The organism is Pseudomonas frigoris, assembly GCF_047758635.1.
Classification (GTDB): Bacteria; Pseudomonadota; Gammaproteobacteria; order Pseudomonadales; family Pseudomonadaceae; genus Aquipseudomonas; species Aquipseudomonas frigoris.
Map to the genome: position 1 here is coordinate 4341287 of NZ_CP180479.1, position 19936 is coordinate 4361222.

Here is a 19936-nt window from a genome sequence, read left to right on the forward strand (position 1 = left end):
CCTGTGTAGTCCATTCGGACGAAGCCCCGCTCCGCCAGCCGCAATACCTTGCCTCTACAACAATAAAATCCGTGTCGAGGCTCGCTATGCGAAAAGCCACCTGTGCCCTGTTCATCATCGTCTGCGCCAGCAGCACCGCCAGCCTGTGTCAGCGCTTCAAGAATGAAGCCTACCGACCGACCACCGCGTTCATCAGTTGCTCGGCCAGTGCCATCAATTGCTATCCCCCGTTGGTGCGTAATCTGCTTCCATAAAAAAACCACCGGGCCTGCAAGCAAGGCCGGTGGCTTTTTTGTGCTGTCGCCAGATCAGGTTGGCAAGACACCCCGCGAACGTGACAGGGTCAGCGCCAGGTCTTCGATCATGTCTTCCTGACCGCCAACGGTGCCGCGTCGACCCAATTCCACCAGCAGCTCACGTGCGGCAATGCCGTACTTTTGCTCGGCACGTTTGGCGAACAACAGGAACGAACTGTAGACCCCGGCGTAACCCAGGGTCAGCGCATCGCGGTCGAGGCGGATCGGCTGGTCCATCATCGGCACTACCAGGTCCTCGGCAACGTCCATGATCCGGTACAAGTCGATGCCACTGTTGACGCCCATCCGCTCAAGCACCGCGACAAACACTTCGAGCGGCGTATTGCCCGCCCCCGCACCCAGCCCCGCCACCGAACCGTCGATACGTGCGGCGCCCGCTTCGATCGCGGCAAGGGAATTGGCAATCGCCATGCCCATGTTGTGGTGACCGTGAAAACCGACTTCGGTCCCGGCATTCAGCCCAGCTCGCAATGCAGCGATTTTCTCAGTGACTTCATCAGGCAGCATGTAGCCAGCCGAGTCAGTGCAGTAAATGCAGTTGGCCCCATAACTCTCCATCAACCGCGCCTGCTCCAGCAGTTTTTCCGCGCTGACCATATGCGCCATCATCAGAAAGCCGACGGTATCCAGGCCCATCTTCGCTGACATGCCGATGTGCTGACCGGAGACGTCCGCCTCGGTGCAGTGGGTGGCCACACGAATGGTCGACACCCCGTGTTCATGGGCCATTCTCAAATGATCGAGGGTGCCGAGGCCCGGCAACAACAGCGCCGAGACCTTGGCCTGTTTCATACGCGGGATCACCGCCGCGAAGTATTCCTCGTCACTGTGGGCGGGGAAACCGTAGTTCAGCGACGCACCGCCCAGGCCATCGCCGTGGGTGATTTCGATCAGCGGCACGCCGGCGGCATCGAGGCCGGTCGCCACCGAGATCATCTGCTCCAGACTGATTTGATGCTGTTTGGCATGCATGCCGTCGCGCAGGCTCATGTCGTGCAGACGGACGCTCTTACCTTGCAAATTCATGGCAATTCTCCACTCAACGGACGGGCAGTTGCAGGGCGCCCTTGTGGGCTTCTTCGGCGAACATCTCGGCGGTACGCAGCCCCGCAGCGGTCATGATGTCGAGGTTGCCGGCGGACTTTGGCAGGAAGTCGCCGAGGCCTTCGACTTCGATGAAAATCGACACCTTGTGCCCATCGAACACCGGGCCATTGATCAGCTTGTAGCCGGGGACATAGCGCTGCACTTCCTTGACCATCTGCAACACCGAGGTGCGAATGGCGTCCTGATTCGGTTCGTCATCCGTCAGGCAGTGGATGGTGTCGCGCATCATCAGCGGTGGCTCGGCCGGATTGATGACGATGATTGCCTTGCCGCGTCGAGCGCCGCCGATCTTCTCCACCGCTCCGGCCGTGGTGCGGGTGAATTCGTCGATGTTCTGGCGAGTGCCCGGGCCGACCGAACCGGAGGACACGGTGGCGACGATCTCGCCGTAACTCACCGACTGGACCCGTGACACTGCCGCGACCATCGGAATGGTCGCCTGGCCACCGCACGTCACCATGTTGACGTTCATCGCCAGGCTCAAAGCGTGCTCCTTGAGATTGACCGGCGGCACGCAGAACGGGCCGATGGCCGCTGGCGTGAGATCAATCATGATCACCCCCAGCGCGTTGAGCTTGCGGCTGTTTTCTGCGTGTACGTAGGCCGAGGTGGCATCGAAGGCGATGCGAATATCATCGTCGAGCACATGGGGCAGCAGACCGTCGACGCCCTCGGCCGTGGTTTTCACGCCCAATTCACGGGCGCGTTTAAGGCCCTCGGATTGGGGGTCGACGCCGACCATCCAGACCGGCTCGATCCATTCCGATCGATACATTTTCATCAGCAGGTCAGTGCCGATATTGCCCGGGCCGATAATGGCCGCTCTGAGTTTCTTGCTCATCCGGTTAAACCCCACAGGTCAGGCGCAGAAGGACACCTGGGCACTGCCCAGGCCATCGATAGTCAATTCAAAACGGTCGCCCGCACGCGCAGGCTCCAGCGGCACCAAAGAGCCAGAGAGAATGATTTCCCCGGCCTTGAACGGAATACCGAAGGCACCCAGGGTGTTGGCCAGCCAGGCCACGGCCGTCAGCGGATTACCCTGCACCGCCGAGCCCAGTCCCTCGCTCAGGAGTTCACCGTTCTTGAACACACGCATGCGCAAGTTGGGCAAATCCAGTGTCCGTGGATCGACCTGAACATCACCCAGCACGAACACACCGCAAGAGGCGTTGTCGGCGACCGTGTCTTGTATGCGGATCCGCCAGTCATGAATCCGTGAGTCGACGATCTCGAAGCACGGCGTCACATACTCGGTCGCTTCCAGAACGTCGGCTTCGGTAACACCGGGGCCGATCAAATCGCGCTTGAGCTTGAAGGCAATCTCGCCCTCGGCGCGCGGCTGGATCAGCTTGTTCGCGGCGAGGGAGATTTGCGCGTCATTGGCGAACGACATCTGCCGGGTGATGAAGCCGAAATCCGGCTGATGCACGTTGAGCATTTGCTGGACCGCCGCCGACGTTACGCCGATTTTCTTGCCGACAATCCGGTCACCGGCAGCTACCCGTCGTTCGATGCTGTAGAGGGAAATATGGTAGGCGTCTTCGATGCTGATCGATGGCCAGCGCTCGGTCAGCGGCGCCAGGGTGGTGCCGCTCAGCAACGCCTGATACAGCTCCTCGCCGTATTGATGGCGCAGTTGTTCACTCATGAGCGAGCCTCCTCAAAGAACGCCAGGCACTCGCGGTTGAACAGTTCACGGTGCTCGACCATCACCCAATGCCCGCATTCGCTGAGCAGTACAAAGCGAATGGTCTGGCAGTGTTGCATCATCGTTTGCGCGCCAGACACCGGGCAGAATTTGTCGTTCATGCCCCAGAAACCGAGGATCGGACACTGCAACTCGCCGAGGCGCGAAGTCATGTTCGGCACTTGCATGGTCGACAACACGCTGACCGGTTGCTGGCGCACCACTGCGACCCGCTCATTGACCGTTTCGTCGCTGATCAAGGACTCATCGAACAGTTGCAGCGCCAGCAGCCGGCGCATTCCGCCCGCATCGTGCAGTTCACCCTTGGCGAAGGCCGCGCCCATTTTCTGGATGCCTTCCATCTGCAGGTAATACTGTTCTTTTTCCATCAGGCCGCCGGGCGCCATCAGCACCAGCCGGCTGACCCGCTGCGGTTGGTCGAGGGCCAGTTTGATCGCGATCGCACCGCCCAGAGAATTGCCGACCAGCACGCATCGCTGGATATCCAGGGCATCGAGCAAACCGCTCAAGGCGGCGACAAAGAAGTCCAGGGTGTAGAGGGTGTCTGGCTTATCAGAAGCGCCATATCCGGGCAGGTCCGGGACGATGGTCCGGTAGCCTGCCGCGGCAAACACCGGGTAGTTCTGCTTGAAGTTGCTGTGACCGCTGGCGCCCGGCCCGCTGCCGTGAATGAAAATCACCGGCTCGCCGCTGCCGATGTCCTGCCCGCCGATATCCAAGTAGTGCAGCTGCAAACCATCCGGCAGCGTGACGAAGTGCCCTTGCGCTGATGCGTCCATAGGTGTCCTCCCGGCCTGTTGTTGTCGCCGGATTATTCCGAGCGCCCGGGCAAACAACATCGTCCGACAGGACTACGCCCAGGGGGCGTTCTCAATTAGTTTCCACACCGCGCCGGGTCTGCTGTTGTGCAGGGCAAGGCGCGAGAAGCGTGGTTTGGTCATTCCAAATAAGCTTCGAGCAACGCAGCCCTGCACAACAGCAGGCCCGGCCCTTCGGGTTGTGCCTTAAAGCGGGCCAGGCTGAGTTGCAGGCCTTGGAAAGGGAGCACCATTCCCAGCGGCCTGCGCCTTGCCTGGCCCGCTTTAAGGCGACAACGCGGCGGGGAAACTAATTGAGAACGCCCCCTAGTCTTTTCGGACGTTGGCCGATGGGGGTAGTAGACCTAGCATCGGCAGCATTCCCGAGCGACAGAACGAGGCATCCCATGCTTGATCCGATGGACTTTCGCGGCAAAGTGGTACTGGTCACCGGCGGTGGCAAGGGTGTCGGTCGCGGCATCAGTCAGCGTTTTCTCGACTGTGGTGCCGAAGTGGTGATCTGTGGTCGGGAAGCACCGGACACCCTGCCTGCCAGCGCTGGGCGCGAGGCGCTGTTTCTGCCCTGCGACCTGCGGGATGTCGAGCAGTCCGGGCGGTTGATCGACAGTATCGTCGAGCGTTTCGGTCGCCTCGATGTATTGGTCAACAATGCCGGCGGTTCACCGAGTGCCGACGCGGCCAGTGCCTCGTCGCGCTTTAGCGAAGCGATCATCCGCCTTAACCTGTTGGCGCCGCTGAATCTCTGCCAGCAGGCCAATCAGGTGATGCAGGCGCAAGCCGACGGTGGCGCAATCATCAATATTTGCAGCGTCAGCGCGACCCGTCCCTCGCCGGGCACCGCCGCTTATGGTGCGGCCAAGGCCGGGCTGCTGAACCTGACCGGTTCGCTGGCGGTGGAATGGGCACCCAAGGTGCGGGTCAACGCTGTGACGGCCGGGTTGATTCTCACCGAGCAGGCGGCCATGCATTATGGCGATCAGGTGGGCATTGCCCGGGTGGCAGCGACCATCCCGCTGCAACGCCTGGCGGCTCCGGAAGACATCGGCGATACCTGTCTGTACCTGGCATCAACGCTGGCACGTTATGTCAGCGGCGCGGACATCACCGTGCACGGCGGTGGCGAACGCCCGGCGTTTCTCGATGCGGCACAATCCTGAAAAGATCGCAGCCTGCGGCAGCTCCTACAGGTGTACACAATCAATGTAGGAGCTGCCGCAGGCTGCGATCTTTTGGCCATCTCATTAAAACAAGAGGAATCCCGACATGCCTGCGATAGCCAGCCACAGTGTTTTGCTGGATCTCAGCCCATCTGCCGCATGGGCCAAACTGCGCGACCTGAGCCTCGCCCCGCATTACGTGCCGGGTCTGACCGGCTGCCAGTTTCATCCCGGTGCACGCGAAGGGGTTGGCGCCAGTCGCCGGGTGTTCCGCAAAGGGGGTCAGTGGCTGGATGAGAGCGTGGTGCAATGGCAGGAAGGTGCGGGTTTCGTACTGATTCTGCACCAGGCCAGTAGCGGCGCGCCCTTCCCGTTCCGCGAGGCCAGCTTCAGTTATGCCTTGCAGGCCGAGGGTGACGCGACACGCATCACCACCCAAATGAACTACAGCCTGCGCGGTGGCAGGCTGATGGAATGGTTGCTGGCGAAGGCGTTCAACAACGTCGTGCGCCAGATTGCCGAGAACCTCAAGGCGTACTACGAAAGCGGGCGGACGCAGAATCGCGATTTGCTCGACGCCACACCTCAGGAACGCGCCCTGTAGCAGCTGCCGAGCCTGCGAGGCTGCGTTCGGCTGCGCAGCAGTCGTAAATCGGGTGCACGCGGTTTACCTGGAAGACCGAGGTGCCTGATTTCACGACTGCTTCGCAGCCGAACGCAGCCTCGCAGGCTCGGCAGCTGCTACAAGGTTTATGCCTGGCCTTGGGCGGTCAGGTTGACCTCGCTCCAATAGGCTTTCATCGAGCGGATCTTGCCGTCCGCATCGAACTCCATCACATCGATCACATGAAGCGAGCACGGTTGCCCGGCCCATTCCATATCGACCCGAAACGGCATCGCCCCACAACCGTTCAACGTCGCCCGAACCGGGCCGGTCAGGGTCGCCGAGACTTTGCTCGCGCCCAGCCCTTCGCGGTAAAAACGTTCTATATCGACGACCCCCTGCAACGGCGGTTGACCGACCGGGTCTTCGACCACTGCATCCTCGCTGTAAAGCGCAATGATCCCGTCGATATCACCGGCGTCCACCAATTCCACATAACGCGCCATGGTCGCTTGAATCTGTTGTGCACTGACCATTCAAACCACCTCGAACAACGCGGCGGCACCCATGCCGCCGCCGATGCACATACTCACCACCACGTAACGTAAACCACGGCGCTGACCCTCGACCAACGCGTGACCGACCATCCGCGCACCGGACATGCCGAAAGGATGCCCCACCGAAATCGCACCACCGTTGACGTTCATGCGTTCGGGGGGAATGCCCAGGGTGTCGCGGCAATACAGCACCTGACAGGCGAACGCCTCGTTCAACTCCCAGAGGCCAATGTGGTCCACGGTCAGGCCATGGCGCTTGAGCAGTTTCGGGATGGCGTAGACCGGGCCGATGCCCATCTCGTCGGAGTTGCAGCCAGCGACCGCCATCCCGCGATAAATCCCCAGCGGCTCCAGGCCACGCTTCTCGGCCAATTTGGCACTCATCAACACCGAGGCCGAAGCACCGTCGGAGAGTTGCGAGGCATTGCCCGCCGTGATGAAACGGCCCTTTTCACTCCACTGACCGCCCGGCCACACCGGTTCCAGCGCATTCAGGCTTTCGCGGGTGGTGTCGATGCGGTTGCACTCGTCACGCAGCAAGGTGACGGCCTCAAAGCGGGTTTCGCCACTGGCCTTGTCGAAAATCGCCTTGCGGCTGGTCAGCGGCGCGAGTTCACGGTCGAACAATCCGGCACTCTGGGCCAGCGCGGTTCGCACCTGGCTCTGATAGCTGTACTCGTCCTGTTCCTCTCGGGAAATGCCGTAGCGCGCGGAGACGAGCTCGGCGGTTTCGATCATCGGAATGTAGGCGTACGGATCAAGCTCGATCACCGAGCCTGACTGATTGCGGTACAGGTTCTTGTGCTTGTTCTGCACCAGCGAAATCGACTCCAGACCACCGGCCACGGCAATGTCGATTTCATCGCACATGATCCCTTTGGCGGCCATGGCAATGCTCATCAGCCCCGATGAACACTGGCGCTCGACCGCCATCCCGGCGACCGAGGTCGGCAAGCCGCCGGCAATCGCACACAGACGCCCCAAGTTATAAGACTGCGTGCCCTGCTGCGCCGCCGCGCCGATGATCACATCGTCCACTTCGCCCGGCTCGATACCGGCGCGACGCACGGCTTCGCGCACCACATGGCCGCCGAGCTGCGGGGCGTCGGTGTCATTGAATGCACCGCGAAAGGCTTTGCCGATCGGGGTACGGGCGGTCGAAACGATGACGGCTTCTTTCATGCTGGATTCCTCGAATGTTCTGCTAAAGGGGTCACGCGGGGTAGTAACGGCTGATGGTGTCGACCACACAGCCGGGACGCTCCTCGCCATCGATTTCGACGCTGACGCGAATGGTCGCCTGAACGCCGCCCTTGACCTCCTCGACCGCCATCAATTGCGCACTGCCGCGCACCCGCGAGCCAACACGCACTACCGTGGGAAAGCGCACCCGCTCGCAGCCATAATTGACACCCATGGCAATGCCGCGCACCTCGACGATCTGCGGCAAAAACAGATTGACCAACGCCAGGCTCAGATAGCCATGGGCGATGCAGGCGCCGAACGGACCGCTGGCTGCTTTGAGCGGATCGACGTGAATCCACTGGTGATCACCGGTCGCCTCGGCGAACCGGTCGATTCGCTCCTGCGCGAGAACCAGCCAGTCGCTGACGCCCAGCACCTCTCCCACGGCATCGTGCAAGGCGAAGGGCGTGTCGAAAACACGTGGCATGTTCAAGCCCTCTGACTGGAAACCGACAACACTTCGCCGGTCATGTAGGAACTGTAGTCGCTGGCCAGAAACATCATTACGTTGGCCACTTCCCAGACCTCGGCGGCACGACCAAACGCTTCGTTGGCAGCGAGTTGATCGAGCACCGCCTGAGGGGCGGACTTACGCAGGAAATCGTGCAACGCAATGCTCGGGCTCACCGCGTTGATGCGGATCCCGTAGTCGGCGGCCTCGACCGCGGCGCAACGGGTCAACGCCATGACCCCGGCCTTGGCCGCGGCGTAGTGCGACTGCTCTTTCTGCGCCCGCCAGCCCAGCACCGAAGCGTTGTTGACGATAACCCCGGCACGCCGCTCGATCATCTTCGGCAACATTGCACGGGTCATGCGCATGGTGCCGGTGAGCGTCACATCGAGGACCCGGTTCCACTCCTCATCCGTCATGTCTACCAACAGCCGTGAACCACCAAGACCGGCGTTGTTGATCAGCACATCGACACCCTGCAGATCACGCTCGGCACAAGCAATCAGCTGTTGAACCTGAGCTTCATCAGCGACATTGCAGACCTGACCGAAGACCTGTTGCAGACCGGTCGTTTCGCGGATTTTCAACACCGCTTCTGCCAGCCGGCCTTCATGGATATCGCTGATCATCAAGGCGCGGCAACCCTCCTCGGCGGCACGCACCGCGGCGGAAAAACCGATACCGGCCCCGGCCGCGGCCGTGATCAGCACCGACTTGTCACGCAACAGGCCGTGACCTGCAACATAGTGAGGAACAGACATGGAAAACTCCTTGGTCAGGTGCGCAGGCGCGGTTCTTTGGGCATTCCCAGGGCGCGCTCGGCGATGATGTTGCGCTGGATCTCGTTGCTGCCGCCGTAGAGGGTGTCGGCGCGACTGAACAGGTACAGCGATTGCAAACGGGTGAGTTGGTAAGGCGCGGCTTCCAGCAGCTCCGCCTCGGCGCCGAGGACGTCCATCGCCAGCTTGCCGAGGCTGGCGTGCCAGGTGGACCAGAACAGTTTGTAGATGGTCGCTTCCTTGCGTAGCGAACCGTCCTGCGCCCCGGACAGCATGCGCAGCGAGTTGTAGCGCATGATCCGCAGCCCGCTCCAGGCCTCGGCCAGGCGCTGGCGCAGGATCGGGTCGCGCGCGGCGCCATTGGCCCTGGCGATGGCGATGATTTCGTTCAGTTCATTGTGAAATTGCATCTGCTGGCCAAGGGTTGACACTCCGCGCTCGAAACCGAGCAACGCCATCGCGATCTTCCAGCCCTCGCCCGGCGCGCCGATGATATTGGCGGCGTCGGTGCGGGCATCATCGAAGAACACTTCGTTGAACTCAGAGGTGCCTGTGAGTTGCTCGATCGGCCGCACGGTAATTTCCACCTGGGCCATGGGCACCAGCAGGAAGGACAAGCCGCGATGGCCAACGCTGCCCGGTTCAGTGCGGGCGATCACAAAACACCAGTCCGACTCATGGGCCAGGGAGGTCCAGACTTTTTGTCCGTTGATCACCCAAGTGCCGCTCGCTTCATCAAGCACCGCGCGGGTCTTGACGTTGGCCAGGTCGGACCCCGCACCCGGTTCGGAATAGCCCTGGCACCAGAAGGACGTGCCGTTGACGATGCCCGGCAGAAAGCGCTGTTGCTGCTCGGCAGTGCCGAACGCGGCAATGGTCGGTCCGGCCAGCCCTTCGCCGATATGCCCCATGCGTCCCGGGCCGCCAGCGCGGGCGTACTCTTCGTGGAAAATCACTTGCTGGCTGATCGACAGACCACGCCCACCGTGCTCCGGCGCCCAGCCCACACACGTCCAGCCGCCGTCGGCGAGTTTGCGTTCCCAGGCTTTGCGCTCCACGGGAAACATATGTTCGTCACCCGGGCCACCCCGAAAACGCAGGGGCTCGAATTCACCGCACAGGTTCACGCTCAACCAGTCGGCTACTTCCTGACGGAAGCGCTCGTCCTGTTCACTGAAACTGATTTTCATGGTTGCTCCCCAAGAATCGCCGCGGCAATGCGCTCGCGATGCCAGGCAGGTGCGCCGAGAAAGCTTTCGCTGGCGCGAGCGCGTTTGAAATAGAGGTGCGGGTCGTATTCCCAGGTGAAACCAACGCCACCATGCAACTGGATCGACTCGGACGCGCAGTGGAAATAGGTTTCAGAGCAGTGCGCCTTGGCCAGCGCCGCCGCCAGCGGCAGCTCGGCGGCCACCTGCGGATCGCCTTCGGGATCGAGGACTTCCTGGGCCACGCAGGCCGCGTAATAACTGGCCGAACGTGCACATTCGACCTGCAGCATCATGTCGGCGGCACGGTGTTTGAGCGCCTGGAAACTGGCGATGGGTCGACTGAACTGCTGGCGTTCCTGCATATAGGCAACGCTCAGGTCGAGCACCTGCTGCGCGCCACCGGTCTGTTCGGCAGCCAGACCGATGCAGGCCAGTTGCAGGACTCGCTCCAGCTGCGGCCAGCCCGCGCCGAACTCACCGAGCAGGCAGTCAGCGCTGAGGGACAGCCCCTTGAGCTGAACCCGTGCCTGACGACGAGTCTGGTCCATGGTCGGCAGCATTTGACGCTCGATCCCTGCCCGGTCCGCGTCCACGGCGAACAGGCTGATGCCCGCCTCGCCGGTCGATCCGGGAACCCGTGCGGCGATGATCAAGAGGTCAGCGCTGTGCCCGTCGAGCACATGATTGAGGGTTCCATCAAGCACAAAACCCTCGCCCTCGGTCACCACCGTGGCCTGAACATCCTTGGCCGCCCAGCCGTTGGCGCTGCTGAAGGCCAGCGTAGCGGTGAGGCTGCCGTCGGCGATCAACGGCAGCCAGCGTTGTTTTTGTTGTTCGTTGGCGGCCAGCAACAGCGCGGGTGTGGCCATGCAGGCGGTGGCGAAGAACGGTGAACACAGCAAGCGCCGGCCCATCTGTTCCAGCAAAATCGACAGTTCGACAAAGCCCAGCCCGAGGCCGCCGTACGCTTCGGGAATATGAATGGCCGGCCAGTACATTTCGCGGCACAGCCGCTGCCAGAGCGCCTCGTCAAAACCTCGCTCGCTGACCATCGCCGCTCGTACGGCGGCAGAATCCGAGACATCGGCGAGAAAGCCCTCGGCCGATGCGCGGATCATTTCCTGTTCGTCGCTGAATGCAAACTCCATCGCGGCGCCTTCTGCTCGTTAGGCGGGGCACGCATGAAGCGACACCCCTCTGGCCTTCGAGTTTGGTGCCAGCGGCACACGACAGAAACGTCAGCCCTGCCTAGTCCGAATGGGCGATGCCGAGCCGGTTACGAGCAAGCCTTCACTCTGACCTCGGTATCAGTTCAGCCGATTAAAACCTGCGAATTATCGATTTGAGCTGTCGTCGGTGACACCGAGTTCGGCCTGGGTGCCGGCCTCTGGACCCGCTACATCAATCCGTTGGGCTTCTTCTAAAAAGCGTGGGCGATGCAGATGTTTCTGCGTCGCCCTTTCAATAGTCATCGCGAGCAAGCTCGCTCCCACAGTGGTTTGGGCCAGTTCCAAAAGGTGGGGTTCACTCCATAACCCTGTGGGAGCGAGCTTGCTCGCGATGGCGTCCTTCAATGACCGGCGTTTTTCAAGGTAGTTGTCGCGTCGACCGTCTTCCAAGGCATGATGATTTCCTGGCAAGTTCGGCTCACCAGGAAGTGTCCACCATGTCCCCGTACACGTGTCAGCTATGTCCCCGGTGCATACACCCGCCGTAAGGGCGGCCCCCTAGGTCGCCATCACGGCAGAAACGGATATGCACACGATCAACAAAACACAGGCCGACCCCATCACTTCTGATACCAACCCTGTAGCACTCGGTAACATCCGGCGCTGTTACGGTGCGTCTTTTCAACGACTCGACATCACGCGCCCCGCCCTACAAGGCCAAAAACAGCCATGGCGTAAATTGTGCATCTAAATGCAATCCAATCCTGCTTGAAGCCGCCATGCGCCCCAAGGAACTGAAACTCTGGACTACCGGTGTTGCCCATTTACTGGACCTTTCTCCCGGGCATGCGCGGTTAGCAGGCTTAAGTCACTGGTTGCGGCAAGTATGCCCGGTCGATCACTTCGTTCTGTTCGTCTACGAAGGCAATCATCGGCCGTTGGCGCTGTTCGACACCTTCACAGCCGACAAGCGTGCGGTGTATGTCGATGACTATCAGTGCGGGCCCTATTTGCTTGATCCGTTCTACCTGGCATGCACTCGCGGGCAAGCGCCTGGACTGTGGCGTTTGCGACAGTTCGCACCCGACCACTTCTACCTCGGCGAGTATTACCTGACGTATTACCAGCAAACCGGGCTGGCTGAAGAAGTGGCGTTTTTCGTCGACCTCGGTGGCGGCGCCATGGCCGTTCTGTCGTTGATGCGATCCACCGCCAGCTATGCTTTTGGTCGTGACGAGATGCAGTTGATCGAGTGCGCGCAGGCGGTGGTTGAACAGGTCATCAATGAAGCCTGGCGTTTGCGTCAAGCCCAGCAACCACGCCCGGCGCAGGACCTGGACTTCAAGATCCGCGAAGCCTTCGATCAGTTCGGCGCGCACATCCTCACCGGCCGCGAACAAGAGATTGTGCAGTTGCTGCTACGCGGTCACTCCAGCGCCTCGGTCGCCGAACAACTGAGCATCAGTCCTGGCACGGTGAAGATTCACCGCAAGAACATCTACGCCAAGCTCGGCATCGGCAGCCAGTCCGAATTGCTCGGGCTGTTTATCCGCGACCTTACCGGCCAGGAACTGGTCGTCGAAGCCTGACACCTGAAACCGACTCTATCCCCCAAGGGATATATACAGCGCAAAACCCCGATTGCTAGTTTGGCCCCCGACGCACTGATTCATCACTGCAAGGGAGCCCGCCTCGTGAACAACAGCGTGAACGACACTTCGCCAAGCGATATCGAATTCTGCAATGTGGTCAAACGCTATGGCGAGGTGTCAGCCGTCAATGGCCTGAACTTCGCGGTGCGTCGCGGCTCATTCCATTCCTTCCTCGGCGGTTCCGGCTGCGGCAAAACCACCACCCTGCGCATGATCGCCGGCTTCGAACAGCCCAGTAGCGGCGAAGTGCGCCTGTCGGGCAAGAACGTTGCCGGAGTGCCGGCGTTTGAGCGGCCAGTGAACATGGTGTTCCAGCATTACGCCCTCTTCCCGCACCTGACAGTGGCGCAGAACATCGCCTATGGGCTGCGTTATCAAACCCCGCGACCCGACAAAAAAACCCAACTGCGCATGGCTGATGAAGCGTTGGAAATGGTGCGCCTGAGCGGCTTCGGCCAACGCAAGCCGAGTGAACTTTCCGGCGGCCAACAGCAGCGTGTAGCCCTGGCCCGGGCACTGGTCAACAAGCCGACCGTGTTGCTGCTGGACGAGCCGCTGGCGGCACTGGACCGCAAGCTGCGCAAGGAGATGCAATCCGAATTGCTGCGCCTGCAACGCGAAGTCGGCATCACCTTTGTGCTGGTCACCCACGATCAGGAAGAAGCCTTGTCGATGAGTGACAGCATCAGCGTGATGCACAACGGTTCGATCATCCAGACCGCCACCCCGGAACAACTGTATGAGGCGCCGGCCAGCCGTTACGTGGCCGATTTTATCGGCGAATCCAATCTGTTCAACGGCACGGTTCGTCAATTGCAGGGCGATTCAGTTGTGCTGCGCACCGAGCAAGGACTGGAACTGACCAGCCCACTGACGCCCACCGGCAAAGCCTTAAGCGCAGACGTCGCCGGTTGCGTCGCGGTGCGCCCGGAGCTGATCAGCATCGCCAGCGCCAACGCCGACATGACCCGCGAAGTGAAGCTGCAAGGCTACGTGGAAGACCGCATCTACCTCGGCAACTCCACCGAATACCGCGTGCGCACCCAAGCCTTTGGCGTGGTTTGCGTGCGTGTGCCGCGCCAGCAGGATCACGGCGCCAATGCATTCGAACACGGCGCGGCAGTGAGCGTCGGCTGGGATCACGCCAATGGCCTGGCCATGGCGTTGTAAATCATCGATTCGTTTCATCAACCGAATGTGGAGCGTGCTATGGACCGGAAGACGTTTATCAAAACCCTGCGTAGCTGGCAGAACGGCTCGATCAGCCGCCGCGAGTTCCTTGGCCGCACAGGCCTGGGAATTGCCGCAGCGGTGGTCGCAACCAACATGCCCGGCCTGCTGACTTCCACCGCCGAGGCCGCCGAGCAGGCCAAGCTGGGCGATCGCCTGTCGCTGGCGACTTGGCCGAATTACCACAGCCAGGAAAACCTCGACACCTTCGCCAAAACCACCGGTGCGCGCGTTTCGATGAGCGTGTTCGGTTCCAACGAAGAGATGCTTGCCAAATTGCAGGCCGGTGGCAGTGGCTGGGACGTACTGGTGCCGACCAACTACACCATCAGCACTTACGTTGGCCTGGGCCTGATCGAACCATTGGACCTGTCGCGCATTCCCAACTTTGAGGCGTCGGCCTTCCAGCAAAAATTCATGGCCCAAGGAACGGTGGACGGCAAGGTGTATGCGGTGCCGAAAAACTGGGGCACTACCGGCATGCTCTACGACACCGGCAAACTGAAGAACGGCCCCGCAAGCTGGAAAGAATTCTGGGTTGCAGCTCAAGGCCCCGCCAGCGGCCGGACGATGGTTCACGACTACCAACTGACCGCCATCGGCAACGCGCTGAAAAGCTTCGGCTATAGCTTCAATTCTCTTGACCCGAAAGAACTGGCCGATGCCGAAAAACTGCTGATCGAGGTCAAGCCGCACCTGTTCGCCATCAACTCCGACATCCAGCCGTCAATGCGCAGCGGCGATGCCTGGCTGGCGATGTCCTGGACCGGCGATGCCTCTCAGTTGCACCGCGACAACGCGCAGATGCAGTTCGAACTGGGCAAGGAAGGTGGCGAACTGTGGAGTGACTTCTTTGCCATTCCCAAAAGCTCGGAGCACAAGGACGCGGCCTACGCTTTCATCAATTACCTGCTCGATCCGCAGCACAACAAGCTCGAAGTGTTGAGCCACGGCTACCCGAGCGGCGACAAACGCGTCGATGCGTTGCTGCCCACCGCCATGCTCGACGATCCGATCATGTACCCGGCCGCCGAAGCGCTCAGTCCTCTGGAGTTCGGTGCCGCGGCGACACTCACCAGCCCGGCGCGGGCCGAACTGATGGCTCGCTTCAAGTCCGCCTGATCGCCTGGCCATGGCCAATGAGGAGTCCCCCATGAACGCCGCCACCCACCCGCAAACGGTGCAGCCGGGCAATGCCCTGTCGGTCGAGGTTCGCCAACGGCGCAGCCTCGGCCGGCGGATCACCCTGCTGATGCTATTGCCCTCGACCTTGTGGTTCCTGCTGCTGTTGTTGATGCCGCTGGTGATCATCCTGGTCTTCAGTTTCGGCGACCGCAGTGCCGTGGGCGGTTACGCCGGTGGCTTCACGCTGGCCAACTACCTGAACCTCGGCTCCCGTGGCGCGGCGTTCAGTAACACGCTGATGTTGGCGCCGCTGGGCACGCTGGTGTGCCTGGTGGCGGCTTACCCGCTGGCGTATTTTCTGGCGGTCAAGGTCAGCAAGAACCGCTCACTGCTGCTGACGCTGGTGATTGTGCCGTTCTGGACCAGTTTCCTGATCCGCACTTACGCCTGGATTTTCATCCTCAGCGGCAAGGGCATTCCGGCCTTGCTCGCAAGCCTTGGCCTTGAAGACGTGCGGCTGATCAATACGCCGTGGGCGGTGCTGATCGGCATCGTTTACGGCTACTTGCCGCTGATGGTGTTTCCGATTTACGTCAGCCTGGAAAAACTCGACAAGCGTCTGCTCGAAGCCTCGGCGGACCTGGGTGCCAGCGCTTTCGAAAGTTTCCGACGGATCACCCTGCCACTCTCCGCCCCCGGGATCATCACCGGGGTGATGCTGGTGTTCATCCTGTTGATGGGCGAGTTCCTGATCCCGGCCATTCTCGGTGGCGGCAAAGTGTTCTTCGTCGGCAACGCACTGGTCGACCTGTTTCTGCAATCGCGCAACTGGCCCTTCGGCAGCGCGCTGGCGATGACCTTGGTGGCGATGATGCTGCTGATCATCGGCGTGTATTTGAAACTGGTGGCGCGCTATGGCGGCCGCCCTGCCGACGGAGGGTTGTGACATGTGGCTGCGCAGCTATTCGACTTCGCTGTACCTGTTTCTCTACGCACCGATCGCGTTGATCGTGCTGTTCAGCTTCAACGCCGGGCGCAGTGGCCTGGCGTTCGAATGCTGCTCGGTGCAGTGGTTTGGTCGCGCGTTTGGCAACCCGTTCATCATGGAGGCGCTGGGCCATAGCGCATTCATTGCCTTCACTTCAGCGGTGATTGCCACGCTGTTCGGCACGCTCGCGGTGTTCGGTTTGCAACGTGCCGGCGCCAAAGTGCAGTTGCTGTTCGATGCGCTGACCTATTGCGCAATCATCGTGCCCGGGATCGTCATCGGCATCTCGACGCTGATTGCGTTCATTAGCCTGTTCGACCTGATCAACCCATTGCTGGCGAGCTGGATACCGAGCGTTCCACGGTTGAACATGGGCTTCTTTACCGTGATCGCCGCGCACTCGCTGTTCACCATGGCGCTGGTCATGGTGATCGTGCGCAGCCGCGTCGACTCACTGGACAAGGCCTTGCTGGAAGCCTCGGCCGACCTCTACGCACCCCCAATGCAAACGTTCTGGCGGGTCACCCTGCCGCAGATCAGTCCGGCGATCATGGCCGGGTTTCTGCTGGCGTTCACCTTCAGCTTCGACGACTTCATCATCGCGTTCTTCGTCGCCGGTTCCGAAACGACCTTGCCGATCTACATCTTTTCATCCATCCGTCGCGGCGTGACCCCGGAGATCAACGCGGTTTCGACCGTCATCATCTGCGCATCGCTGGCGCTGCTGTTCACTTCCCGTCACCTGCAAAACCGCCGCACCGGCGTCCAGGAGTCTCACCATGCGTGATCAGCTTTACATCAACGGCGAGTGGGTCAGCCCGGATCTGGGCGGTTACCTGGACGTCATCGACCCGGCTACTGGACAGGCTTTCCATCGGGTAGCTGCGGGCACCGAAGAAGACGTCGATCATGCAGTGCGCGCCGCCAGGCGAGCGTTCGATAACGGCTGGAGCCAAACCACTGGCGCCGAGCGCGCGCAGTGGCTGGAAGCGTTGGCTGATGAATTGGGCAGTGGTCAACAGGCGTTGGCTGAACTGGAAGTGCGCGACAATGGCAAACCGTTGCCCGAAGCGCAGTGGGACGTTGGCGATGCGATCGGTTGCTTGCGTTACTACGCCGGGTTGGCCCGGGAACTGGATCAACAGCAGGACCAACCGCTGGCACTGCCGGACGAGCGCTTTCGCTGCCGAATCCGTCATGAGCCGATCGGTGTCGCCGGGCAGATCATCCCCTGGAACTACCCGTTGCTGATGGCCGCGTGGAAGGTCGCGCCCGCCTTGGCCGCCGGGGCCACGCTGGTGTTGAAACCGTCCGAACTGACACCACTGACGGCGCTGGAACTGGCCGCGGCCGCCGACCGCATCGGTCTGCCGGCCGGGGTCCTGAACGTCGTGACCGGTCTTGGAGCCGACGCCGGCGGTCCACTCACCGAACACCCAGGCGTGGACAAACTGGCCTTCACCGGCAGCGTGCCCACCGGGGCAAAAATCATGTCGGCGGCCGCTCGCGACATCAAGAACATCAGCCTGGAGCTGGGCGGAAAGTCTGCGCTGATTGTGTTCGACGACGCCGATGTCGAAGCAGCGGTGGAGTGGATTCTGTTCGGGATTTTCTGGAACCAGGGCCAGGTGTGCAGCGCCACTTCACGCTTGCTGGTGCAGGAAAACATCGCCTCGCGGTTGATCGAGCGACTGGTTGAGGAAACCCGCAAGATCACCATCGGCCCAGGCATGGAACCCGGCGTGTTGTTGGGCCCTTTGGTCAGCCGAGGTCAACACGACAAGGTCCTCGGCTTTATCGATCAGGGACTGGCCAGCGGCGCACGCCTGCTCACCGGAGGTCGGCAACCGGCGTATCTGCCAGAGGGTTATTTCATCGAACCGGCCATCTTCGACGAGCCCGGACACAGCAGCATCCTCTGGCGCGAAGAGGTGTTCGGCCCGGTGCTGTGCATCAAGCGCTTCAAGTCCGAAGAGCAAGCCTTGCAAATGGCCAACGCCAGCCGCTTCGGCCTCGCCGCCGCTGTGATGAGTGCTGATTTGCAACGTACCGCCCGCGTCGCCAACCAACTGCGCGCCGGGATTATCTGGGTCAACTGCTCGCAACCAACTTTCGTCGAGGCTCCGTGGGGCGGCATGAAACACAGCGGTATTGGCCGGGAACTCGGCCAATGGGGGCTGCACAATTATCTGGAGGTGAAGCAAGTGACCGAATACGTCAGCGACCAGCCATGGGGGTGGTATCTGAAATAGACGGTTGGTGCCTCAGTTCAAATACCAGCCCCGGCCCCGCCGTTGTATCGGGTGATCGGCTGGGTTTCGAGGTAGTTGTCGTAGTCCCACTCTCCCAGCTCGCGGCCAATACCGCTCTGCTTGTAGCCGCCCCACGGAGCCTCGACGAAGGTTGGTTGCGAGCAGTTGCCCCAGACGCTCCCGGCGCGAAAGCGTCGGGCGACCCGTTCGCAGCGTGGAAAACGTTTTATACGCTCCTCAATCAACTGCGCCTGGATGACGCCCTTTCACGTTTGAATGCGCAACGCCACGCCTCGCGCATTGACGAGATTGCCAGCGCCTCAGGCTTTAACTCGCTGTCCACTTTCTACCGTTGCTTCAAGCAAAAAACAGGGTGTTCGCCGAAGGCTTATTTGCAGCAACTGTCTCGTCCTGAATAAGGTTTACACCTTCTGGCTTCTTATCAGTAGCAACACAAAATTCATTTCCGTGGCGCAGTCGACCCATCCATCAGCCTGTGACTGGCCCTCCAGAACCTGCACAATTGCCGGCTTTTTTGCGACAGGAAGTCCTCATGCAACGGATTGTCATTCTGGGCAATGCCGGTAGCGGCAAATCCACCCTCGCCCGCGCCCTCGGCAAGCGCCTGAGCCTGCCCGTGGTGCACCTGGACGCTGTTTCGGGATCCCGGCTGGGTCGAACCCGACGCTGAGCAGTTCCGCGCACGGGTCCGCGAAGCGATCGAATCGGATGCCTGGGTTTGTGAAGGCAACTATGCGCGGCGAACCTTCGACCTTCGCCTGCCCCGTACCGACCTGATCATCTGGCTCGATACTTCGCGGCTCACCTGTTTCACCCGGGTGATCATGCGCAGCGTCATGAACCGCCCTCGCCCTGACCTTGCAGCAGGCTGTACAGAGAAACTCGACCGGGCGTTCCTGACCTTTCTGAACTTCGTGTGGAATTTCGATCGTGGCTATCGCCCAGGTATCGAGGCGGTACGCCTGGCCATAGGCCCGCAAATTTCTACAGTGCACTTGCGCGGTAGCCGGCAGATTGCCGCATTTCTCGATAGCTTGCCCTAGGCCCGGCAAGGGTTTTGAGAGAAAACCCTCGGGTTCGCGAAGAAGTCTGTTTGACGCAAAAATATAAGTCAGGTTTCGATGTGGCTTTTTTACGACTACATTTATCCGTCAGAACTACCTCTGCATCCATAGACAAGCAGCTAGCGGCACGAGTGCTTACGAATACATGCTCCCCACTTTGAGGATCAGACATGCATCCATCCTTTCTGCAGCGCATCGATGAGCTCGGCGCTCTTCTTGTCCACTCCAATGCAGCACGCATCGATTTCTTCCGGCGCACTAATCGACTGACGTCGCGCCGCGGTGTTCGCTTCCAGGTGGTGACCATGAAGCTCGGCATCTTTCACGTCGTCGAGCGATACACTGGCAGGACCTGGGCCTACCGTTTCAACTACCGAGAGGCCATGGATTTCGCCATCCAGCTCGAGGAAAAGTCCAACCGCCGGAAGGGAGTAGCGCGGTGATCGCCGATTCTGACTGTCCAACTGTTTCTAAATCG

Annotated in this window: 22 protein-coding genes and 2 pseudogenes; 12 read left to right on the forward strand and 12 right to left on the reverse strand. The window is 61.0% G+C overall.

Features of this window, described 5'->3' with window-relative positions:
* Positions 1-86 precede the first annotated feature (86 nt).
* Positions 87-254, forward strand: coding sequence for a hypothetical protein (locus ACMXYH_RS19925; protein ID WP_165353277.1), 168 nt, complete (start codon positions 87-89; stop codon positions 252-254).
* Positions 255-308: 54 nt separating this feature from the next.
* On the opposite strand, the gene dmpG is transcribed toward ACMXYH_RS19925, so the two are convergent.
* Genes dmpG through ACMXYH_RS19945 form a run of 4 tightly spaced genes read right to left on the reverse strand, consistent with a single transcriptional unit; the run spans position 309 to position 3914 of the window.
* Positions 309-1343: a 4-hydroxy-2-oxovalerate aldolase gene (gene dmpG, locus ACMXYH_RS19930; protein ID WP_415764603.1), complete on the reverse strand. Its 1035-nt coding sequence runs from the start codon at positions 1341-1343 to the stop codon at positions 309-311.
* A 13-nt stretch (positions 1344-1356) separates the two neighbouring features.
* Positions 1357-2265 carry an acetaldehyde dehydrogenase (acetylating) gene (locus ACMXYH_RS19935; RefSeq protein WP_415764604.1) on the reverse strand — a complete coding sequence of 303 codons (909 nt, stop codon included), beginning with the start codon at positions 2263-2265 and terminating at the stop codon, positions 1357-1359.
* An 18-nt stretch (positions 2266-2283) separates the two neighbouring features.
* Positions 2284-3075: a fumarylacetoacetate hydrolase family protein gene (locus ACMXYH_RS19940; RefSeq protein WP_415764605.1), complete on the reverse strand. Its 792-nt coding sequence runs from the start codon at positions 3073-3075 to the stop codon at positions 2284-2286.
* The gene (locus ACMXYH_RS19945) at positions 3072-3914 is read right to left on the reverse strand and encodes an alpha/beta fold hydrolase (protein WP_415764606.1); all 843 of its coding nucleotides are present in this window, start codon (positions 3912-3914) and stop codon (positions 3072-3074) included. The genes ACMXYH_RS19940 and ACMXYH_RS19945 overlap by 4 nt, the downstream gene beginning before the upstream one ends.
* Before the next feature lie 425 nt (positions 3915-4339).
* Between ACMXYH_RS19945 and ACMXYH_RS19950 the strand changes: the two genes are divergently transcribed.
* Positions 4340-5110, forward strand: a complete 771-nt coding sequence (locus ACMXYH_RS19950; protein ID WP_415764607.1) for an SDR family oxidoreductase — start codon at positions 4340-4342, stop codon at positions 5108-5110.
* A 106-nt stretch (positions 5111-5216) separates the two neighbouring features.
* Positions 5217-5714, forward strand: coding sequence for an SRPBCC family protein (locus ACMXYH_RS19955; RefSeq protein WP_415764608.1), 498 nt, complete (start codon positions 5217-5219; stop codon positions 5712-5714).
* A gap of 146 nt (positions 5715-5860) precedes the next feature.
* Here ACMXYH_RS19955 and ACMXYH_RS19960 read toward each other — a convergent pair whose 3' ends face one another.
* From ACMXYH_RS19960 to ACMXYH_RS19990, 7 genes are all read right to left on the reverse strand, one after another.
* Complete coding sequence (locus ACMXYH_RS19960; RefSeq protein WP_415764609.1) at positions 5861-6250, reverse strand: steroid Delta-isomerase; 390 nt, start codon at positions 6248-6250, stop codon at positions 5861-5863.
* Complete coding sequence (locus ACMXYH_RS19965; RefSeq protein ID WP_415764610.1) at positions 6251-7453, reverse strand: acetyl-CoA C-acyltransferase; 1203 nt, start codon at positions 7451-7453, stop codon at positions 6251-6253.
* A 31-nt stretch (positions 7454-7484) separates the two neighbouring features.
* Positions 7485-7943 carry a MaoC family dehydratase gene (locus ACMXYH_RS19970; RefSeq protein ID WP_134418706.1) on the reverse strand — a complete coding sequence of 153 codons (459 nt, stop codon included), beginning with the start codon at positions 7941-7943 and terminating at the stop codon, positions 7485-7487.
* Between the two features lie 2 nt (positions 7944-7945).
* Positions 7946-8728 carry an SDR family oxidoreductase gene (locus ACMXYH_RS19975; protein WP_129443123.1) on the reverse strand — a complete coding sequence of 261 codons (783 nt, stop codon included), beginning with the start codon at positions 8726-8728 and terminating at the stop codon, positions 7946-7948.
* 14 nt (positions 8729-8742) lie between these two features.
* A complete protein-coding gene (locus ACMXYH_RS19980; RefSeq protein ID WP_415764612.1) occupies positions 8743-9936 on the reverse strand; it encodes an acyl-CoA dehydrogenase family protein in 1194 nt (397 codons plus the stop codon).
* Positions 9933-11105: an acyl-CoA dehydrogenase family protein gene (locus tag ACMXYH_RS19985; protein ID WP_415764613.1), complete on the reverse strand. Its 1173-nt coding sequence runs from the start codon at positions 11103-11105 to the stop codon at positions 9933-9935. The genes ACMXYH_RS19980 and ACMXYH_RS19985 overlap by 4 nt, the downstream gene beginning before the upstream one ends.
* Positions 11106-11291: 186 nt before the next feature.
* Positions 11292-11576: a hypothetical protein gene (locus ACMXYH_RS19990; RefSeq protein WP_415764614.1), complete on the reverse strand. Its 285-nt coding sequence runs from the start codon at positions 11574-11576 to the stop codon at positions 11292-11294.
* 329 nt (positions 11577-11905) lie between these two features.
* On the opposite strand from ACMXYH_RS19990, the gene ACMXYH_RS19995 reads away from it, so the two are divergent.
* From ACMXYH_RS19995 to ACMXYH_RS20020, 6 genes are all read left to right on the forward strand, one after another.
* Positions 11906-12715, forward strand: a complete 810-nt coding sequence (locus ACMXYH_RS19995; protein ID WP_415764615.1) for a response regulator transcription factor — start codon at positions 11906-11908, stop codon at positions 12713-12715.
* Between the two features lie 105 nt (positions 12716-12820).
* On the forward strand, positions 12821-13948 hold the full coding sequence (locus tag ACMXYH_RS20000) for an ABC transporter ATP-binding protein (RefSeq protein WP_415764616.1): 1128 nt from the start codon (positions 12821-12823) through the stop codon (positions 13946-13948).
* Positions 13949-13987: 39 nt separating this feature from the next.
* Entirely contained in the window at positions 13988-15130 is a 1143-nt protein-coding gene (locus ACMXYH_RS20005; protein ID WP_415764617.1) for an ABC transporter substrate-binding protein, read from the forward strand.
* A 31-nt stretch (positions 15131-15161) separates the two neighbouring features.
* Positions 15162-16079, forward strand: a complete 918-nt coding sequence (locus tag ACMXYH_RS20010) for an ABC transporter permease (protein ID WP_415764618.1) — start codon at positions 15162-15164, stop codon at positions 16077-16079.
* Position 16080: 1 nt separating this feature from the next.
* Positions 16081-16908 (forward strand): ABC transporter permease, encoded by an 828-nt coding sequence (locus tag ACMXYH_RS20015; protein ID WP_415764619.1) that lies wholly within the window; start codon positions 16081-16083, stop codon positions 16906-16908.
* The gene (locus ACMXYH_RS20020; RefSeq protein WP_415764620.1) at positions 16901-18373 is read left to right on the forward strand and encodes an aldehyde dehydrogenase family protein; all 1473 of its coding nucleotides are present in this window, start codon (positions 16901-16903) and stop codon (positions 18371-18373) included. The genes ACMXYH_RS20015 and ACMXYH_RS20020 overlap by 8 nt, the downstream gene beginning before the upstream one ends.
* A gap of 12 nt (positions 18374-18385) precedes the next feature.
* On the opposite strand, the pseudogene ACMXYH_RS20025 reads toward ACMXYH_RS20020, so the two are convergent.
* A pseudogene (locus ACMXYH_RS20025) lies at positions 18386-18588 on the reverse strand (aldehyde dehydrogenase family protein); the annotation flags it as partial.
* 57 nt (positions 18589-18645) lie between these two features.
* Between ACMXYH_RS20025 and ACMXYH_RS20030 the strand changes: the two are divergent.
* The 3 genes and pseudogenes from ACMXYH_RS20030 (at position 18646) to ACMXYH_RS20040 (ending at position 19901) form a co-directional block, all read left to right on the forward strand.
* Positions 18646-18792, forward strand: coding sequence for a helix-turn-helix domain-containing protein (locus ACMXYH_RS20030; protein WP_415764621.1), 147 nt, complete (start codon positions 18646-18648; stop codon positions 18790-18792).
* A 134-nt stretch (positions 18793-18926) separates the two neighbouring features.
* Positions 18927-19437: pseudogene (locus ACMXYH_RS20035) on the forward strand (AAA family ATPase).
* 191 nt (positions 19438-19628) lie between these two features.
* Positions 19629-19901, forward strand: coding sequence for a hypothetical protein (locus ACMXYH_RS20040; protein ID WP_415764622.1), 273 nt, complete (start codon positions 19629-19631; stop codon positions 19899-19901).
* The last annotated feature ends 35 nt before the right edge of the window (positions 19902-19936 follow it).

Bases quoted from the DNA above. Each gene is read 5' to 3' on its own strand.
- ACMXYH_RS19925 (WP_165353277.1), top strand. From the start codon at position 87: ATGCGAAAAGCCACCTGTGCCCTGTTCATCATCGTCTGCGCCAGCAGC.
- dmpG (WP_415764603.1), bottom strand. From the start codon at position 1,343: ATGAATTTGCAAGGTAAGAGCGTCCGTCTGCACGACATGAGCCTGCGC.
- ACMXYH_RS19935 (WP_415764604.1), bottom strand. From the start codon at position 2,265: ATGAGCAAGAAACTCAGAGCGGCCATTATCGGCCCGGGCAATATCGGC.
- ACMXYH_RS19940 (WP_415764605.1), bottom strand. From the start codon at position 3,075: ATGAGTGAACAACTGCGCCATCAATACGGCGAGGAGCTGTATCAGGCG.
- ACMXYH_RS19945 (WP_415764606.1), bottom strand. From the start codon at position 3,914: ATGGACGCATCAGCGCAAGGGCACTTCGTCACGCTGCCGGATGGTTTG.
- ACMXYH_RS19950 (WP_415764607.1), top strand. From the start codon at position 4,340: ATGCTTGATCCGATGGACTTTCGCGGCAAAGTGGTACTGGTCACCGGC.
- ACMXYH_RS19955 (WP_415764608.1), top strand. From the start codon at position 5,217: ATGCCTGCGATAGCCAGCCACAGTGTTTTGCTGGATCTCAGCCCATCT.
- ACMXYH_RS19960 (WP_415764609.1), bottom strand. From the start codon at position 6,250: ATGGTCAGTGCACAACAGATTCAAGCGACCATGGCGCGTTATGTGGAA.
- ACMXYH_RS19965 (WP_415764610.1), bottom strand. From the start codon at position 7,453: ATGAAAGAAGCCGTCATCGTTTCGACCGCCCGTACCCCGATCGGCAAA.
- ACMXYH_RS19970 (WP_134418706.1), bottom strand. From the start codon at position 7,943: ATGCCACGTGTTTTCGACACGCCCTTCGCCTTGCACGATGCCGTGGGA.
- ACMXYH_RS19975 (WP_129443123.1), bottom strand. From the start codon at position 8,728: ATGTCTGTTCCTCACTATGTTGCAGGTCACGGCCTGTTGCGTGACAAG.
- ACMXYH_RS19980 (WP_415764612.1), bottom strand. From the start codon at position 9,936: ATGAAAATCAGTTTCAGTGAACAGGACGAGCGCTTCCGTCAGGAAGTA.
- ACMXYH_RS19985 (WP_415764613.1), bottom strand. From the start codon at position 11,105: ATGGAGTTTGCATTCAGCGACGAACAGGAAATGATCCGCGCATCGGCC.
- ACMXYH_RS19995 (WP_415764615.1), top strand. From the start codon at position 11,906: ATGCGCCCCAAGGAACTGAAACTCTGGACTACCGGTGTTGCCCATTTA.
- ACMXYH_RS20005 (WP_415764617.1), top strand. From the start codon at position 13,988: ATGGACCGGAAGACGTTTATCAAAACCCTGCGTAGCTGGCAGAACGGC.
- ACMXYH_RS20010 (WP_415764618.1), top strand. From the start codon at position 15,162: ATGAACGCCGCCACCCACCCGCAAACGGTGCAGCCGGGCAATGCCCTG.
- ACMXYH_RS20015 (WP_415764619.1), top strand. From the start codon at position 16,081: ATGTGGCTGCGCAGCTATTCGACTTCGCTGTACCTGTTTCTCTACGCA.
- ACMXYH_RS20020 (WP_415764620.1), top strand. From the start codon at position 16,901: ATGCGTGATCAGCTTTACATCAACGGCGAGTGGGTCAGCCCGGATCTG.
- ACMXYH_RS20040 (WP_415764622.1), top strand. From the start codon at position 19,629: ATGCATCCATCCTTTCTGCAGCGCATCGATGAGCTCGGCGCTCTTCTT.